The 15611-nt window shown below is 66.1% G+C and carries 13 protein-coding genes; 9 read left to right on the top strand and 4 right to left on the bottom strand.

What is annotated here, in order from left to right; genetic code table 11:
• Positions 1-39: 39 nt before the first annotated feature.
• Positions 40-804, bottom strand: coding sequence for a hypothetical protein (locus Rhe02_RS33740; protein ID WP_203912493.1), 765 nt, complete (start codon positions 802-804; stop codon positions 40-42).
• A gap of 2 nt (positions 805-806) precedes the next feature.
• Positions 807-1913: a hypothetical protein gene (locus tag Rhe02_RS33735; protein ID WP_203912492.1), complete on the bottom strand. Its 1107-nt coding sequence runs from the start codon at positions 1911-1913 to the stop codon at positions 807-809.
• 100 nt (positions 1914-2013) lie between these two features.
• On the opposite strand from Rhe02_RS33735, the gene Rhe02_RS33730 reads away from it, so the two are divergent.
• Positions 2014-3612 (top strand): helix-turn-helix transcriptional regulator, encoded by a 1599-nt coding sequence (locus Rhe02_RS33730; protein WP_203912491.1) that lies wholly within the window; start codon positions 2014-2016, stop codon positions 3610-3612.
• 302 nt (positions 3613-3914) lie between these two features.
• On the opposite strand, the gene gpmI is transcribed toward Rhe02_RS33730, so the two are convergent.
• Positions 3915-5573, bottom strand: coding sequence for a 2,3-bisphosphoglycerate-independent phosphoglycerate mutase (gpmI, locus tag Rhe02_RS33725; protein ID WP_275412664.1), 1659 nt, complete (start codon positions 5571-5573; stop codon positions 3915-3917).
• A gap of 181 nt (positions 5574-5754) precedes the next feature.
• On the opposite strand from gpmI, the gene Rhe02_RS33720 reads away from it, so the two are divergent.
• From Rhe02_RS33720 to Rhe02_RS33695, 6 genes are all read left to right on the top strand, one after another.
• Positions 5755-6969 (top strand): MDR family MFS transporter, encoded by a 1215-nt coding sequence (locus Rhe02_RS33720; protein WP_203912489.1) that lies wholly within the window; start codon positions 5755-5757, stop codon positions 6967-6969.
• Complete coding sequence (locus tag Rhe02_RS33715; protein ID WP_239124225.1) at positions 6953-8176, top strand: MFS transporter; 1224 nt, start codon at positions 6953-6955, stop codon at positions 8174-8176. The genes Rhe02_RS33720 and Rhe02_RS33715 overlap by 17 nt, the downstream gene beginning before the upstream one ends.
• 174 nt (positions 8177-8350) lie before the next feature.
• Positions 8351-9256 (top strand): MurR/RpiR family transcriptional regulator, encoded by a 906-nt coding sequence (locus Rhe02_RS33710; protein WP_203912488.1) that lies wholly within the window; start codon positions 8351-8353, stop codon positions 9254-9256.
• A 106-nt stretch (positions 9257-9362) separates the two neighbouring features.
• The gene (ngcE, locus tag Rhe02_RS33705; RefSeq protein WP_203912487.1) at positions 9363-10781 is read left to right on the top strand and encodes an N-acetylglucosamine/diacetylchitobiose ABC transporter substrate-binding protein; all 1419 of its coding nucleotides are present in this window, start codon (positions 9363-9365) and stop codon (positions 10779-10781) included.
• 67 nt (positions 10782-10848) lie between these two features.
• Complete coding sequence (locus Rhe02_RS33700) at positions 10849-11844, top strand: carbohydrate ABC transporter permease (RefSeq protein WP_203912486.1); 996 nt, start codon at positions 10849-10851, stop codon at positions 11842-11844.
• Between the two features lie 13 nt (positions 11845-11857).
• Positions 11858-12748 carry a carbohydrate ABC transporter permease gene (locus tag Rhe02_RS33695; RefSeq protein ID WP_203912485.1) on the top strand — a complete coding sequence of 297 codons (891 nt, stop codon included), beginning with the start codon at positions 11858-11860 and terminating at the stop codon, positions 12746-12748.
• Between the two features lie 210 nt (positions 12749-12958).
• On the opposite strand, the gene phoU is transcribed toward Rhe02_RS33695, so the two are convergent.
• Positions 12959-13603 (bottom strand): phosphate signaling complex protein PhoU, encoded by a 645-nt coding sequence (gene phoU / locus Rhe02_RS33690; RefSeq protein WP_203912484.1) that lies wholly within the window; start codon positions 13601-13603, stop codon positions 12959-12961.
• A gap of 184 nt (positions 13604-13787) precedes the next feature.
• On the opposite strand from phoU, the gene Rhe02_RS33685 reads away from it, so the two are divergent.
• Both Rhe02_RS33685 and Rhe02_RS33680 read left to right on the top strand, forming a co-directional pair.
• On the top strand, positions 13788-14921 hold the full coding sequence (locus Rhe02_RS33685; protein ID WP_308442043.1) for a sensor histidine kinase: 1134 nt from the start codon (positions 13788-13790) through the stop codon (positions 14919-14921).
• On the top strand, positions 14921-15604 hold the full coding sequence (locus Rhe02_RS33680) for a response regulator (RefSeq protein WP_203912483.1): 684 nt from the start codon (positions 14921-14923) through the stop codon (positions 15602-15604). The genes Rhe02_RS33685 and Rhe02_RS33680 overlap by 1 nt, the downstream gene beginning before the upstream one ends.
• Positions 15605-15611: the final 7 nt, after the last annotated feature.

Genomic DNA, 15611 nt, shown 5'->3' with positions numbered 1-15611 from the left:
TTCTGACCATCCTCCTTATGGAGGATGGTCAGTAAGGATCTATTCCTGTTCAGACGTCTTGTCGGTGACCAGCTTGCCCGCGACCCCGCCTGCCACGGCACCGGCGGCGAGAGCGACACCGCCGACGACCAGTGCTCCGGTGCCGATGCCACCGTCATCGCTGACCGGGACGATGACCGGCTTGCCCAAAGCGTCATCGGCCAACAGGATCGGCTGCTGCGGCGCAGCTGGGGCCTGGTCGACCGGTGGGGCATCAACGTTGACGATGATGTCGGGAGTGGACGGGCCGTCGCCACCGGAGTGCGGGGCAGGATCGGCTGCGGGCGGAGGAGGCGGAGCCGGGTCGCCTGCGGGCGGCGGCGTAGGAGGTGTGGTGTCGCCACCGTCCGGGTCGAGGTCGAATACGTCGGGGTGCAGGTGGATGTCGTGCAGCGGGCCGACGGGATGGATCGGGTCGACGATGACCAGGTTTGGCACCAGCGGCATGGAGTCGGTGGCGTCCGGGATGCCGTCGTTGTCGTCGTCGGTGTCGAACAGGTCAATGATGCCGTCGTGATCGGTGTCCGGACCGGTGAAGATCGGGCCGCTAAGGATGGCGCTGGTGATACCGCCCATTTTGGACAGACGGGCGCCGAGGGCCGTGGGGCCCGCGGAGGCTGCCGCGTCGGCCAGGCCGCGTAGTTGTTCGGATTCGTCGTGGCTTAGACCGTATTGGCGGGCTACCGCGTCCGGGTTTGCCCGGGCGTGCCGCGCGAACTCGGCGTCAATTGCCATGCGGGCGATGAGGTCTCGGAAGTTCGACATCGCTATTCCTCGTCCTTTCCTTTGTCACTGAGAACTTTGCCTGCGATACCACCGGCTACGGCACCGGCTGCCAGCGCTACGCCGCCGACAACCAGGATGGGTGTCCCGAGGCCACCTTCCTCGTCCGACGTCGGCACGGCTACCGGCTTGCCGACCGCGTCGTTGTTGAGCAGGATCGGCTGTTGCGGTGCGGCCACGACCTGCTCGGCCGGCGGGACGTCGACGTTGACAATGATGTCCGGAGTGGACGGGCTGTCGCCACCGGTCGGCGCCGGCGGGGCCGGGTCGGCCGCGGGCGGGGGCGCCGGGTCGCCTGCGGGCGGCGGCGGGGGAGGTGTTCCGCCACCGGCACTCGGGTCGAGGACCTCTGGGTGGATGACGATGTCGCCGACCGGGAACTTGATATTGAACTTGTCCAGGTAGTTGTAGATGCCGTCGTGGTCCTTGTCGCCCAGCGCCTCGTTGGTGGTGTCCGGGTTGCTGTCGTTCGAGTCGAGCGGGTTCACCAGGCCATCGCCATCGTTGTCGCCGGCGAGGTCGAGGAAAATCTTGTCGAGGATGTACTCGCCGGCCGTGTCGGGATCGTCGATGTTCGGAATCTTGTCGTGGTCGTTGTCTCCCCACCGCTCGTGGGTGGTGTCGGTGGAGCTGTCGTTTTTATCCAGGAAATTGGGAATCTTGTCGCCATCGGCATCGCCGGTCGGGTTCGTGACATCGGGGTCGAGGGTGACGACCGGGCCGGTGGGGGGCAGGTGCGGCTGGGTCACCAACAGGTTCGGCACCAGCGGCTTGGAGTCGCTTGCGTCCGGGATGCCGTCGTTGTCGTCGTCGGTGTCCAGGAGATCGACGATGCCATCGTGGTCGGTGTCCGGGCCGGTGAAGAACGGGCCACTCAGGGCGGCAGTGGTGATACCACCCATTTTGGACAGTCGGGCGCCGAGGGCGGTGGGGCCGGCCGAGGTGGCGGCGTCGGCCAGACCGCGCAACTGCTCGGACTCGCCATGGCTCAGGTGGTACTGGCGGGCGACCGCATCCGGGTTCGCCCGAGTGTGCCGGGCGAACTCCGCGTCGATCGCCATGCGGGCGATGAGGTCTCGGAAGTTCGACATGCGAGAACGGTAGGTCTGGTCCCGGTGTGCGCACATCGCGGCGAGTACGTAACTTTGCCGTCAGAATCATCTGCGTACTTTCCCGGAGAGGGAGTCCACTGTGGATCATGAGGATGCCGCGGAACTGCTGAGAAGGCGGTTCGGCTCGGCTCTTCCGGCGAGGCTGGCCGAACAGCTGATGCGGCGCACTGACTCTGATCCGACTTTGCTCGCCGCGATCCTCGACCAGGTCGAGCCCACCGCCAATGGCCTGCATCGGCTGGCTATTCGCTGGCCGGGCGAGCTGGCCGCGCCGGTAGTGACGGTGCTTGCCGCGCTTGGCGAGCAAGCTCGTGCGGTCATCGACCTCGCCGCGGTGATCGGGCGCGAGTTCGACCTCGCGATCGTGGAGCGGGTCTACCCCGAGCTGGACGTCCTAAGTGGACTCGAGGAGGCCGCATCGCTGGTGCGGCAACTACCCGGGCACGTGTTCAGCTTCCGCCAGGCGCTGGCTCGTGAGGTTTGCTACGACCTGCTCGGCCCGAGGCATCGCGCGGAGCTGCACGAGCGGGTGGCCGGGGCGCTCAGCTCGCTGGGGGCGACCCCGGGGGCGCGGGCCGCCACCGTGGTGGAGCTCGCCCATCACCTGGGCGAGGCCGCAGCCCTGGGCGGCGGCCACCGCCTCGACGCCGCTGCCGCGGCTGCCGCCACCGCGGGCGCTACCGCCGACAGCCAAGGGCTGCCCGAGATGGCCGCCGAGTACTTCGGGCAGGCCGCCACATTCGCCGGACGGGCGGGTTGGGCGCCGGGACAGACCGGCCGGCTGATGGTGGCCGCCGGCACGGCTCGGCTGCGGGCCGCGCGCACACACGAGGACACCCTGATTGGCCGGGCCGCGTTGACGGGCGCGCTGCGGATGGGCATTCGCGCCGAAGACCCGGGTCTGGTCGCCGCGGCTGCTCTCGGCTTCGGCCCGCGCCCATCTCTGGCAAGAACAGGGGCACGGCCACCACGAGACCTGGAACGCCTTGATGCGCTCAGATTCGCGTTGGAGGGCAAAAACCTTGATGTGTCAGTGGTGGCCAGACTCCACGCCCGGCTGGCGATAGAGGCTGAAACGGCCGAGCTGGCGGTGAAGGCACACGCCCTGGCGCACGAGTCGGGCGATCCGAGGGCTTTGGCGGAGGCGAGCCTGGCGGTGGCGGCGCTGACGGGCGACGATGTCTCACTCACGCACGCGGAGCGGGAAGCGGCCGCCCTCGAAGATCAAGAGTTGCTGGCCCGTGCCTATGAGCTTCGCGGAACGGCGGCATTGACCCGGCTGGCCGCGCTGGAGAGCGACTCGTCGAGCGCGCTGGTGAATTGGTACGCCCTGCGGGCCAAAGCGGTGCTCAGCGACGAGACCGCCTTCGCCGGCGCGGCCGCCCAGGCGCTGACAGCGGGCGAGGTGATCGATCCCGTGGCGGCCCGCCTGGCCGATGAGCATCTGCGCCGGGCGCGGCGGCCGGTTGACGCGCCCAGCCCGGCGCTGGGCACCCTCACCGCCCGGGAACGCGAGGTGCTGACATGGGCTCTGCGCGGCGCGCCAAGCCGCGAGATCGCCGAAGGCCTCATTTTGGGCGAACGAACCGTGGAGACCCATCTGGCGAGCATCTACCGCAAGTTAGGGGTGGCCTCACGGGTCGAGTTGATCATGAAATTCAGGGTAACCGAAGAGTAACTTATGCCCGATTTTGTGAACATAGCGCTCGGTACCGCTCCCATTACGAAGAGTGATGAAGCAAATTCGCAAAATGACTGGACGGGCCTTTGAGCTGCGGCGTAACGTCGTCGGCAAGCGCAAGGTTCGATGAGACACCCGGGTGTCAAGCCCGATCGAATCGGTTTTCGGTTGTAGGCGCCGAACTGAGCGTGGGGGATGGGTGGCACATAGCCGTTGGGGGACGGCGCCACCTGAAGAACCGGCCGGCTGGCCGGTGACGCTAACGGGGGTGAGCGTCACCAGGCCGGCCGCCGGCATTTCTAGGCCAAAAGTGTTGGATCGTATTCGGTTGGAGCTTCGAAGCCGAGAAGGTTGGCGATGGTGGCGGCCACATTGGCCAGGCCTGCCTTAGGTAGGCCGTCGGCCAGCGCGAGCTTGCGGCCGCTGTAGTCAGCGATGATCAGGGGAATCGGATTGGTGCTGTGGGCGGTCTTCCACTGCGGCGAGCCGTCGGCACGGAAAAGCGGATCGCCTGCCTTGTCGCGCTCCACCATGTCCTCGGCGTTACCGTGATCGGCCGTGATCATCAGGCATCCGCTCGCAGCCTCAACCGCTTGCTGGATACGGCTGATCGCCAAGTCGACGGACTCCATGGCGATGATGGCCGACTCAAATGAGCCGGTGTGCCCGACCATGTCGCCGCCGGCGAAGTTGACCCGAATGAACCGGAAGTCCCCTGAGCGGACGGCTTCGATCACCTGATCGGCAGTCTCCGCTGACTTCATCCATGGGCGCTCGTTGAACGGGACGCGGTCGGACGGCACTTCGACGTAGACCTCGCTGGCGGAGTCGAATTTCTCCGAGCGGTTTCCGTTCCAGAAGTAGGTCACGTGGCCGAACTTCTGCGTCTCCGCGCCCGCCCACTGGGTCACCCCTGAGCCAGCCAGGTACTCGCTGATTGTGCTCGAGACCCTCTCCGGCTCCACCACTCGGCGCTTCGGCACGTTGGTGTCGCCGTCGTAGAGGGTCATCCCGGCGAAGATCACGCTAGGCCTGCGGACGCGATCGAAGCCCTCGAAGTCGTCGCCCTCCTCGAAGGCTCGGGAAAGCTCCATGGCCCGATCGCCGCGGAAGTTGAAGATGATTACGCAATCGCCGTCCTGGATCGCCCCGGCCGGCTTGCCCTCGCCGTCGACGACCGTGAACGCGGGCAACAGCTGGTCGCTGATGCCGGGTGTTTCGGCGCGCATCGTGTCGATCGCCTCGGCTGCCGAGGTGAAGGGCCGGGCGGTGCCGAGCACATGCGCCTGCCAGCCCCTTTCGACGATGCGCCAGTCGGCTTCGTAGCGATCCATCGTGGTGACCATCCGGCCACCGCCGGAGGCGATCCGAACGTCTGCCTTGCCATGGAACGTGGCGAGCTCCGCTTCGAGCTTGGCGATGTACTGATCGGCGGTGTGGTCAGGAACGTCGCGGCCATCGAAGAGCACGTGCACTCTGATGTGTGGCACGCCCTCTTCCACCGCGCGCTGGATGAGCGCCGACAGGTGCGACGTGTTGGAATGCACGTTTCCGTTGGAGAGCAGGCCGATGAGGTGCAAAGTGCTGCCCTGCCCGACGGTCTGAGCCACTATCTCCTTCCAGGCGTCGCCCCAGATCGCGCCGGAGGCAAGAGCATTTTCGATCCGCTTTGCGCCTTGGTCGAAGATGCGCCCTGCTCCGAGGGTGTTGTGCCCGACCTCCGAGTTGCCCATGTCGCTCTCGGACGGCAGTCCCACGTAGGGGCCGTGCGCAAGAATGCTGCGAAAGAGAGCCTTGGCACGTAACGCGTCCAGCGCCGGGGTGCGTGCTGTCGCCACCGCGTCGTATTGATCCCCTCTACCTTCGCCCACCCCGTCGAGTACCACAAGAACAAGCGGACCGGGTGATCCTGGAATGTGCGAATGCGGACGAAGAACGGGGTAATCGTGACGCTCCATGGCCGCTCAGCGTACAGGCCGTGCCTAGAGCCGGGCTGAATGGGTCATTCCATTGGCTCTTTGGCCCACAATGCGGACCAGGCGCTGGGTTCCGACGTGGTGGCGCGCAACCGGATTGTGTGGGCGGCGCCACGCTCGAAAGCGCGTGACTTAGGCGAGAGCGGTAAGGCACAGTATCCGTGTGCGTGGCTTACCCCAAACTTTTTGGTACCTGTGGACAGCTACCCTGATCAACCGCAGTGGCGCCTTCGTCATGCTCTACCTAGAGATCAATATGGTGGCCCACTACGGGTTCAGCGCTACCTTCGCCGGTCTGGTGCTCGGCCTGTTCGGTGGCGGAATGGCGCTCGGCTCGCTGGCGGGGGGTGTGCTCGCGGATCGCTGGGGCCGCCGGCGCAGCATCCTGGTCTCCAATGTGATGCTCGCGGCGACCGCGGTCGGACTGGGTCTGACTATGCAACCGGTCGGGATTGCGGTTCTGGCCACGCTCTTCGGATTCTGGAACGGTATCGGCCGGCCCGCCTTTGGCGCCACGATGGTGGATGTGCTCGGGCCGTCGAGCCGGCTCAAGGGCATGAACCTCAACTACTGGGCCATCAACATCGGGTTCTCGGTGGCCGCGATCCTGGCCGGCGTCCTGGCGCACGCCCCGCACATGACCGTCTTCCTGCTCAACGCCGCGGCGCAGCTCATCACCGCGGGGCTGGTGTTCGGGCTGGTCCCGGAGACGCGAAGCGTGGTGCGGGTGGACTCGGCTCCGGTCAATGGCAGCATCATGACGGTCTTCCGGGACCGCCTCTTCATGGTGTTCGTGGCGCTGAACCTGGGGCTGTGGATCATCATCGAGGCGTGCAAGCTGATCCCGATCGCGATGCACCAGCGCGGGCTCGACCCCGCCGACTATGGCACGGTCATCGCGGTCAACGGCGTGATGATCGTGGTTGGCCAGCTCTTCGTGCCGCGGCTGATCGGCAAGCGCAGTCGCACCAGCGTTCTGGTCGCGGCGGCTTTGCTTGTCGGGCTTGGGATGGGCTCGGTGGCCATCGCGGGAACGGTGCCGTTGCTCATGCTCACGGTGGTGGTCTGGACGGCCGGTGAGATGATCAATGCTCCGATCAACGGCGCCTATGTCGCCGACCTTTCGCAGGCGCAGATGCGCGGCCGGTACCAGGGTGTGGCCTCGATGGGTTTCACCCTGGCCAACTTCATCGCCCCGGTCCTCGGCGGTATTCTGCTCGACCAGGCCCCACCGGCAACGCTCTGGCTGGTCCTGGCCGGTCTCGGGGTGGCTGTCGCGATTGGACAGTGGTTCAGCGGTCCGAGCCGGGAGCGGCGCATCGCTGAGCTAGCGGCGGCCCAGCGTCAGCCGGAGGTGGCAGTTGCGGCGGTTTCTTAGCGACACGGTGGGTGGGTTGCCGCGCACCTTCTGGACGCTGTTCACCGCCTTGCTGGTCAACCGAATCGGCGCTTTCGGCATGCTGCTGCTGCCGACGTATCTGACCACGGCTCGGGGCACCACGCTGGCGATGGCCGGGTTGATCACCGGTGGCTACGGTGCGGGCGGCGCCATCGGCACGCTGACCGGGGGTGTGCTCGCCGATCGCTGGGGGCGCAAGCGCACCTACCTGCTCGGGACCTCGGCCAGCGCGATTCTCATGCTGGCGCTCGGATTCGCCGGGCCGCTCTGGCTCATCGCCCTGCTCGCGATCCTGCTGGGACTGACCCACATGTTGCCCAGCCCGGCGATGGTGGCCGCCATCGTCGACGTGACACCGGAAGCCGACCGGCCGCGCGCCTTCAATCTCCAGTTCTGGGCCTTCAACATGGGCAGCGCGGTGGCGGCGGCCCTGGCCGGAATAGTGGCAGAGTTCAGTTTCTTCGCGCTGTTCGTCGCCGATGCGAGCATGACCGCCATCACGGCTCTGCTCATTCTTTTCTGGGTACCAGAGACCCTGCCCACCCGGTCCACCACCGGCCCCAGACCGGGGCTGGGCCGGGTGCTCACCGATCGGGTGTTCATGGCCTTCGTCGGGCTCACCTTCGTGCTCGCTTTGCTTACCGCGCAAGGAGTTTCCACGGTCCAGCTGGCGATGGCCGCGGACGGGCTGCGCCCGGCGGTCTACGGTCTGGTGGTGTCGCTGGGCGGCGCCATGATCGTGCTCGGTCAGCTCTTCGTGCCGAAGCTGGTGGGGCATCGCCGGCACGGGCGGGTGCTCGCTTTCTCGTTCACCTTGCTCGCCTTCGGCTTCGCTTCGGTGGCCTTCGCCGACCTGGCGTGGGTCTACCTTGGCGCGGCCGTCATCTGGACCTTGGGGCAGATGTTCGCGGCGCCCGCCAATGCTTCGGTGATCGCGGAGCTCGCGCCTTGGCACATGCGGGCTCGGTACCAAGGAGTGTTCAATTTGGTCTTTCCGGCCGCCTTCTTCGTCGCCCCGGCGGTCGGCGGGTGGAGCCTGCAGACCCTGGGCGCCTGGCACTGGATCGTTTGCGGTGTGCTGGGCCTGGCGGGCGGGTGGGGTCACCTCGCCGCTTCGGCGGCCCGGGAGAGCCGCCTCGATCGTGAGCGGGCGGCGCTGTCCGTCGCGGAGCCAGTAGCCGCCTGACGGTTGGGTATCAATAGCTCCACCTTTCGGTCTAGCCGCTCTAGGCCGAACGGTGGAGCTTCCTTGTAACAGTTTGAAAACTTGGCGGCTGGCTGTTGACACTCCGGCCTTTTGAGTAAGAATTCTTTCCACTAACAGTTAACACTCCTTCCAGAAAAAGGCGAGGTTGACGCGGTGGAACGAGGCGCTTACGAGGAGGCCGGCCCCGACAGCGTGCTGGTTCGACTCCGCGGTCGCCTGCCCGAGTTCACCGGTGCCCTGCGACGCGTGGCGGAGCAGGTGCTGACCGATCCCGCCGGGGCATCGCGAGCCACCATTGTGGAGCTTGCCGAGCGTTCCGGCACCTCGCCGGCCACCATCACGCGGTTCTGCCGCGCTCTCGGTTTCGAGGGCTACGCGGATCTGCGGCTAGCCATCGCCGGGGAAACCGGGCGCGCGGCCCGCTCCGCCGGGTGGGCTGTCGACATTGGCCGGGAGATCGAGCCGACCGATTCGCTTGAGCGCGTGCTCGGGCAGATCATGGCGGCCGACACCCAGGCCATGCGCGACACCGCGGCGATGACCGATCTGACCGAGGTGGAAAGGGCGGCCGACGCCATCGCCGCCGCCAATCGCGTGGACATCTACGGCGCCTCCGGGTCGGCGCTCGTCGGGGCGGAGATGCAGTTCTCGCTGCACCGCATCGGCGTGGCCGCCTGGTCATGGCCGGATGTCCACAATGGACTCGCCAGCGCCGCCCTGCTGCGCGAAAGGGATGTCGCCCTTGGCATCTCGCACTCCGGCCAGACCCGCGAGACGATCGAAATGATCGCCGAAGCGGGCAGCCGCGGGGCTGTAACCGTTGCCCTGACAAGTTTTCCGCGCTCCCCGCTGGCAGACGTGGCCGACATAGTGCTGCTGACCGCCACTCAGGCCACCACCTTCCGGCCTGACGCACTCTCCGCCCGCCACCCGCAACTGGTGTTGCTCGACCTGCTCTACATCGCGGTCGCGCAGCGCACCCACGATCGATCCCACGCCGCCTTCCAGCGCACCGCACAAGCGGTCGCCGGGCACCGCCTCCGGGAGGTAGCCGCATGACGGTCCCAGAAACTCCAGCGTTGCTTGCGCTGGATGAAGAACCCCTAAAAGCAGACGCGGGGATTGCCCCGACGCGCCGCTGTATCTCGCATTACGAGGAGATGTCATGACCGTATCCCCCGACAGCCCGTCGGACCTCACTCGCCGCACAGTGCTGCGGCGGGCGGCGGCCGCCGGTCTGCTCGCCACCCCTGCCGCTGGATTCCTGGCCGCCTGCGGCGACGATGGATCCACCGACGGCGCGACCGGAGAGAAGACCAAGGACAACCCGTTTGGTGTCGCCAAGGACAAGGGCCTTGAGGTTGCCGGCTTCGACGGCGGCTTCGGCAAGGACTACTTCGAGTTCAACAAGACCAAGTTCTCCGGCAAGTACGGCAAGGCCGAGGTCAAGTACTCCAAGCTGATCCTCACCGACTACCAGCCCCGCTTCTACGGTGGCAACCCGCCGGACGTGCTGAACAACTCCTCACCGGAGACCATCCCGGTGGGCAACCTCGTCAAGGGTGACCAGCTGGTCGACCTGACCGAGCTGCTCAACTCCGACAGCTACGACGAGCCGGGCAAGAAGGTCAAGGACACCCTGGTGGCCGGGACCGTCGAGTCCGGTCTGCACGATGGCAAGCCGTACACGCTGAACTACGCCTACTCCATCTACGCGCACTGGTACAACCAGACCCTGTTCGACAAGGAGGGCTGGAAGGCGCCGAAGACGTGGGCCGAGTTCACCACGCTGGCCGAGGCCGCCAAGGCCAAGGGCATTGCTGCTTACACGTTCCAGGGCATCCACTCCTGGTACATCCACAACGTCGTGAACGAGTGGATCTGGAAGGTCGGCGGCAAGTCCGCGATCGTCGCGATCGATCACCTCGAGCCCAACGCGTGGAAGTCCGAAGCGGTCAAGGGCGCTGTTGAGCACCTCGCCGAGATGGTGGGCAAGGGCTGGGTCCAGGCCGGCGCCGCCGGTCTCGACCACACCACCACCCAGCAGGCCGTCATCGACGGCAAGGCGCTGTTCATCTGGTGTGGCTCGTGGCTCGAGGGTGAGATGGCCAAGACGATCGGCAACGCGAAGCTTTCCGTTGCCGCGCCGTGGGACATCACCACCGCCGACAAGGCCAAGTTCGGCACCATCCACGCGGCGCCCGGCGAGGGCTTCGTGGTGCCGAAGAAGGCCAAGAACACCGCCGGTGGTCTTGAGTTCCTGCGCATGATGCTGAGCAAGGAATCGGCCCGCAAGTTCGCCGAGCTCACCAAGTCGCTGCCGGTGGTCAAGGGTGCCGCGGATGGTCTGACCATCTCCAGCGCGCTCACCTCCGCCTCGAAGGCGGCCGCGGAAGCGCCCGAGGTCATCACCTGGTTCTACGAGGGTTGGTACCCGACCCTGCAGAAGGCCGTTGGCACCCAGGCGACCGAGCTCATGGCTGGCCGTATCACTCCGGCTCAGTTCATGGACGAGGTCCAGAAGGCCGCTGACGCGGTCGCCAAGGACGACAAGATCACGAAGCAGAAGCGTACCGACGCCTGATGTTCATCCCCATGGGGCCGGCTATGCATGACGGCCGGCCCCATGGCTTGCTACCGAAGGAACTCACATGCGGAAGGGCAGAGGCTGGTTCATCACCGGCTTTCTCATCGCTCCGATAGTGCTCTACGTGGTGTACGTGCTCCTGCCCTACGGAGCGACGGCGCTCTTCTCGGTCACGGACTTCGACGGCCTGAACCCGGACTGGAAGATCGTCGGGTTCGAGAACTTCGGCAATCTGCTTGACGACGAGGTCTTCCTGCGCGCCATCGGGCACAACGTCGTCGTGCTCACCATCTTCCCCATCATCACGATCCTGATCGCGCTCTTCTTCGCGTTCATGCTCAACGTGGGCGGTCGCAGCGACAAGGCGGGCGTGCGGGGCGTCTTCGGCTCCTCCATATACAAGTTCATCTTCTTCTTCCCCCAGGTCATGTCGATCGCCATCGTCGCGGTCATCTGGCGGCGGGTGTTGCAGAGCAACGATGGCGGCATGCTCAACGCTTTGCTGATGAAGCTGGGGCTCGTCGAGCAGAATGACCCGGAGCTGTTCCTCGCCGATCCCACGCCTGCGTTCGGTACCCCGCAAATCCACATTGGATCGATGACGCTGGACATCCCGGTGGTCCTGGTCTGCCTGATCGCCATCGCTGTCTGGGGCAGTGTCGGGTTCTATCTGGTGCTTTTCTCCGCCGCGATGCAGTCGATCCCGAAGGACATCTTCGAGGCGGCGACGCTCGACGGCGCGACCCGGGTGCAGAGCTTCTACAAGGTGACGCTTCCGCTGCTGCGCGACCACGTCTCGGTGGCGTGGGTCTATCTGGGCATTGCGGCGCTTGACTTTTACGCCCTGGTGATCGGCCTGACCCCGGATCCGGGCGGCGGTGGCCCCAACCACGCGAGCGAGGTGATGAGCTCGGTGATGATGTCAAACGTCTTGCGCCCGAGCCGGTACGACGCCTTCGCCTACGCCTGCGCCACCGGTATCTCCATCGCGATCATCACCTTGCTCTTCGCTGCGCTGCAGTTCCGCGTGACCCGCAGCCGCGACAAGATCGAGTTCTGAGAGGGGAAGAGAGATGTCTTCCAACGACAAGCAAGCTTCCCCGGACCCGGCAAAAGGCTTGGTGGCGAACGCTTTTTCGCACACCTTCCTCATCGTGTGGGGTCTGCTGGTCACCGTTCCCCTGATCTGGGCCACGATCCAGTCCTTCAAGACCGATCAGGAAATCATCCACTCCCCGCTGGGGCTCCCGGCGGAATGGCGGCTCGATGCCTTCGGGCGCGCGTGGACCAAGGGCCACATCGGCGAGTTCTTCTTCAACACGCTCGTGGTGCTCACCGGCGGCGTGACCCTGACGATGCTGCTGGGATCGATGGCGGCCTACGTGTTGGCGCGCTATCCGTTCCGTGGCAACCGCGTCGTCTACTGGATCTTCGTGGCCGGGCTCACCATGCCGATCTATCTCGGCATGATGCCGCTATACCTGACGGTGGGGAAGGTCGGCGAGGTCACCGGCCTGGAAAGCGTGATCGGGCGCGGCACCTATGGCGGTCTGATCCTGGTCTATGTCGCCTACTCGATGCCGTTCACCATCTTCTTCCTGCACGCCTTCTTCCGGACCCTGCCCACCACCATCGCCGAGGCCGCCTCGGTCGACGGCGCGGGCCACGTCCGGACCTTCTTTCAGGTCATGCTCCCGATGGCCAAGCCCGGCATGATCGGAATCGGGATCTTCAACGTCATCGGTCAGTGGAACCAGTTCATCCTGCCCACCGTGCTGATGAAGCAGGGCGACCCGAAGGTGCTGACCCAGGGCCTGCTGGAGCTGGCCGCCGAAGCGCGCTACGAGACCGACTTCGCCCGCCTCTTCGCCGGCATGACCCTCGCCATGCTCCCGATTCTGGCCGTATATCTGGTCTTCCACCGCCAGGTCCAGTCCGGCCTCACCGGCGCCACGACCAAGTAACTGCAATTTTATTGCGCCGCAACGTTGTGGTCGCTCGCCGCGAGCTCCCGCGCGGCACATCCGTGCGTGCTTGGCCGCGCCCGGCGGCTGCGCCGCCGACCGACACGGCGATTGTCGCGTTTTCCCCGAAATAGCGACGATCATCGCGGGCAGGGCTGCCACGAAGGCGGCGCTGCTCGCGATGTGCTTAGTGGGAGCTGGCGTTGCCGCTCACTTCTCGCTTTCGCCGGTCACCAGGTAGATGACGTGGCGGCCGGCGTTTACGGCGTGGTCGGCGTAGCGCTCGTAGAAGCGGCCCAGCAATGCCGCATCCACCGCGGCTTCGACGCCGTGTTTCCAATCCGGGCCGAGGATGCGGGTGTAGAGCTGACGTTCGAGCTCGTCCATGTCATCATCGTCACGCTCGAGCTCGGCGGCCCGCTCCAGATCGCGACTGGCGAGCACAAGGGTGATTTTTCCGGCGATGCGGTCCGCCACGTTGGCCATCTGGCCGACCACTCCCGCCAGCTCCGCGGGCACAGCCACCCCGGGGTAGCGCCGCAGGGCCGACTTGGCCACGTGCTCGGCGAGGTCGCCCATACGCTCCAGATCGGTGCCGATGTGCAACGAAGTGATCACCATGCGCAGGTCGGACGCCACCGGCGCCTGCTGTGCAAGCAGGCGCAACACTTTGTCCTCGACCGAGTGGAAGATCGCATTGATCTCCGCATCGCGGGCGACCACGCGCTCGGCTCCCTCTTTGTCGGCACTGAGCAACGCCGTGGTGGCGGCCCCCATTGCGGTGCGCACCGCCTCGGCCATCGAAACCAGCAGGCGGCCGACTTCATACAGGTCAGCTCGGAATTCCTCGCGCATGGATCACTCCGGAAATAGGGGCAGAGAACAAAGTCACCATAAGACCGGGTGGCGACTACAGGGTGAACGATGGTGAACGAGACCGGGCCTGAAAGTGAACTTCGCACGTCTGTTGCCGCTTTTACGGACATTTCACTTCAATCTGGTGGAACGCCAGGTGAACTGTGTGACCTACGATCGCAGCGTGAGGTGGGCAAGGCGTAATGAGACGGCTGCCGTGGCGCAGCCTATCGTCGATCCGATGGCGGGGATGGGGCGTAAGAGCCTCGACTCGTTGCGGGTCGGCGTGGTCTTGCTCGATGCCACCGATCAGGTGGTGCTCGCCAACCCGGCGGCGCGGGCGATGGGTCTGCTGCGGGCCGGCGGTCAGCCGGGTGTGGTGAGCGCGCACCCCGTGCTGCGCAGCCTTTCCGGCCAGGTGCGCCACACCGGCGTACGCCGGGAGGTGGAGGTGGACCTGCCGCGGGTGGGCGAGCCGCTTGGCGTGCACCTGCGCGCGGTCGCCATCGGCGGCGGGATGATCTGCATCGAGGCGGCCGATGTCACCGAGGCCCATCGCGTGGAAAGGGTGCGCCGCGACTTCGTCGCCAACGTGAGCCACGAGCTGAAAACGCCCATCGGGGCATTGCAGTTGCTCGCGGAGGGCCTGCTCGACGCGACCGACCCGGAGGCGTCCGGTGCCGACCCGGCCACCGATGTCGCCGCGGGCCGCCGCTTCGCCGAGCGCATCCAGCGCGAAAGCGCGCGCCTGGGCCAGTTGGTGACCGAGCTCATGGAGCTTTCCCGGCTGCAGGGCGCGGAGCCGCTGCCCGACCCGGAGCCGGTTTCGGTCGACTGGGTGGTGGCCGATGCCGTCGACCGCAGCCGCACCGCGGCCACGGCCAAGGGGATAGAGCTGGTGGTGGTGGGCACCAGAGGGCTGACCATCTATGGCCGGGACAGCCAGTTCGCCACGGCGCTGGGAAACCTGGTGGAGAACGCGGTCGCCTACTCCCCGGAGGGCTCAGCGGTGATCGTCAGCGCTCTCGCCGATGGCGAACGCGTCGACATCAGCGTCTCGGACCAGGGAATAGGCATCGGCCCGGCAGACCTTGACAGAGTATTCGAGCGTTTCTATCGAGCCGACCAGGCCCGGTCGCGTGCTACCGGCGGCACCGGGCTCGGGCTGGCCATCGTGAAGCACATAGCTACCAACCATGGCGGGAGGGTGGACGTGCGCAGTCGGCTCGGCGGTGGCTCGACGTTCACCCTGCGTCTTCCGGCCCGTCCACCGGACGCGCTAGAAGTATCGGCAATACATGAGGAGATTGGTCAGTGATGTCACGAGTGCTCGTGGTTGAGGATGAGGAATCGTTCTCCGATGTGCTGTCCTACATGCTGCGCAAGGAGGGCTTCGAGGTCTCGCTCGCGGCAACCGGAACAGCCGCGCTGACCGAGTTCGACCGCACCGGCGCCGACATCGTTCTTCTCGACCTGATGCTGCCGGAGATGCCCGGCACGGAGGTCTGCCGCCAGCTCAGGCAGCGCTCCAATGTGCCGATCATCATGGTGACCGCGCGGGACAGCGAGATCGATAAGGTGGTGGGTCTCGAAATCGGCGCGGATGACTACGTCACCAAGCCGTACTCGCCGCGCGAGCTGGTCGCCCGGATCCGTGCCGTGCTGCGCCGGCAGACCTCGGAGGTGGTCGAGCACGCCGGTGCCACCCTGACCGCCGGACCGGTGCGCATGGACGTCGAGCGGCACGTGGTCACCGTCGACGGCGCTGCGGTTCAGTTGCCGCTCAAGGAGTTCGAGCTTCTGGAGCTGCTGCTGCGCAACGCCGGCCGGGTGCTGACCCGGGGTCAGCTCATCGACCGGGTGTGGGGAGCCGACTATGTTGGCGATACCAAAACCCTTGACGTGCATGTGAAGCGGCTTCGGTCCAAAATCGAGCCGGAGCCGTCCACGCCGCGCTTTCTGGTCACCGTGCGAGGGCTGGGTTACAAGTTCGAGCCGTAAACCGGGG

The organism is Rhizocola hellebori (assembly GCF_016862955.1).
Classification (GTDB): Bacteria; Actinomycetota; Actinomycetes; order Mycobacteriales; family Micromonosporaceae; genus Rhizocola; species Rhizocola hellebori.
The sequence above is the reverse complement of the archived record's forward strand: the minus strand, read 5'-3'. Positions and strand labels throughout refer to the sequence as shown.

Bases quoted from the DNA above. Each gene is read 5' to 3' on its own strand.
- Rhe02_RS33740 (WP_203912493.1), bottom strand. From the start codon at position 804: ATGTCGAACTTCCGAGACCTCATCGCCCGCATGGCAATTGACGCCGAG.
- Rhe02_RS33735 (WP_203912492.1), bottom strand. From the start codon at position 1,913: ATGTCGAACTTCCGAGACCTCATCGCCCGCATGGCGATCGACGCGGAG.
- gpmI (WP_275412664.1), bottom strand. From the start codon at position 5,573: ATGGAGCGTCACGATTACCCCGTTCTTCGTCCGCATTCGCACATTCCA.
- ngcE (WP_203912487.1), top strand. From the start codon at position 9,363: ATGACCGTATCCCCCGACAGCCCGTCGGACCTCACTCGCCGCACAGTG.
- Rhe02_RS33700 (WP_203912486.1), top strand. From the start codon at position 10,849: ATGCGGAAGGGCAGAGGCTGGTTCATCACCGGCTTTCTCATCGCTCCG.
- Rhe02_RS33695 (WP_203912485.1), top strand. From the start codon at position 11,858: ATGTCTTCCAACGACAAGCAAGCTTCCCCGGACCCGGCAAAAGGCTTG.
- phoU (WP_203912484.1), bottom strand. From the start codon at position 13,603: ATGCGCGAGGAATTCCGAGCTGACCTGTATGAAGTCGGCCGCCTGCTG.
- Rhe02_RS33680 (WP_203912483.1), top strand. From the start codon at position 14,921: ATGTCACGAGTGCTCGTGGTTGAGGATGAGGAATCGTTCTCCGATGTG.